This is a genomic window from Eubacterium sp. An11, from assembly GCF_002161065.1.
In the GTDB taxonomy this organism is placed as follows: domain Bacteria; phylum Bacillota; class Clostridia; order Lachnospirales; family Lachnospiraceae; genus Anaerobutyricum; species Anaerobutyricum faecale.
The window spans coordinates 1-1,427 of sequence record NZ_NFLV01000079.1; the positions used below are offsets into that span (position 1 = coordinate 1).

Genomic DNA, 1,427 nt, shown 5'->3' on the forward strand with positions numbered 1-1,427 from the left:
GATGCCAGGGGCAGCGTGGATAAAAAGCCCTGCTCCTGCAGAAAGTAGCAGGTTCTCAGGTCCATGTCCTGGGAGATCAGGAGCTTTTTCATCTCCTGTACCCGCCACTGCAGTTCCTCTGAAGTAGAGGCTGTGACGGTAATGAGAAGGCTCATGTAATAGAAGTCCTCATTATTCGCCAGCCCCTGTTTTAAGAAATAACCGGAGCGGATGGCGGAATCCAGGTCGTCATAGTCGGTATTGGTATCCGAGGCGTCCTTGATCTTGGAACGGTTGATCCGGATCTGCTGTCCCAGCCGCTGCTGGATCTTATCCTTTGGCTGCCGGTGGAGATAAAAATCCACGTCAATGCCTTCCCCGGCGTTTACCAAAAGAGACAGCCACCCCGGCACCACCCGGCTTTTGTAGCCAGCCGATGGTACGTACAGATAGGAGTGGTATACCCCGTTGATCAGCACATAGCTGGAGTGCCTGAAATCCAGGGCTTCCGGTGAGAGAAATTCACTGATGCGGATATCCTCATCGGAACGGTTCTCCTTTGCGTACCGTGCCAGTACGGAAGCAATGCGCTCCTGCAAGGGATGGGTAGCACAAAGGGAGCGGTTTAAGAGCGTATACAAAACATCCGTGGTAAATTCGTCCGGATTTTCATGCTCTGTGACTTCATTGCCGCACTGGTACAGAAAAGTCTTGGCTGTCTGCGCCGTCGTCTCCAGGGATTCTAAGATCTCCCGTTCCGTCACCTTCCGGTTGGCGTTAAAAGGTTCATATTCCATAACAAGGAAGAACCGCCGGGAAACGGCCTCCCTGGAACTTAAATTCCGGACGAATTTCAGGTAATCCTCCTGCAGCTCCCGGCACCGGGGATCCGTTTCATTTTCCAGCTCCTGTCTGGATTTCTCCAGATGCTGGTTGATGTCCGCCCGTTTGGAAATCATCTTGATCTGCAGCTTTACCGGGCTGATCTTCAGGTAGCTGATAAAGCTATAGATGATCCCCATCTGCTCCCTGGCACTTCGGAGCAGGAAGTTGATGGGCTCGACTTCCAGGATCTTTACATACCGGCCATCTGTCGTGTAAATGACACCGTGGGCAATCTTTTCAATCGGAAGATAGTCCTCTATGGTCTGTAGCTGCCGTTTCTTTTTCCTGCCGGAAGACTGGGATGCTGTCTGACGGGATTTTGAAGCACTTTTTTGTACAGCCTTATCATCCTGCGTCTCCTTTGCCTTTCGGGCCTCTGCCTTGCGGGCCGCTTTCGTCTGCCGTGCAGCAAGGCGGGCGTCCTGTGCAGCCTGTTTCTTTTCCGCACGGAGCTTTTCCTTCTCCGCCCGCTCTTCCCGGCGCTTTGCTATCTTTGCGCATTTCTGCTCATAGGCTAACTGCCGGATATCTTCTCTGGCCTGCCTGCGGATGCCCCGCCGGGT

Annotated in this window: 1 pseudogene; it reads right to left on the bottom strand. The window is 53.2% G+C overall.

The annotated features are described in order from the left end of the window. Window positions 1-1,427 (bottom strand): annotated as a pseudogene (locus B5E53_RS18590) (PrgI family protein); the annotation flags it as partial.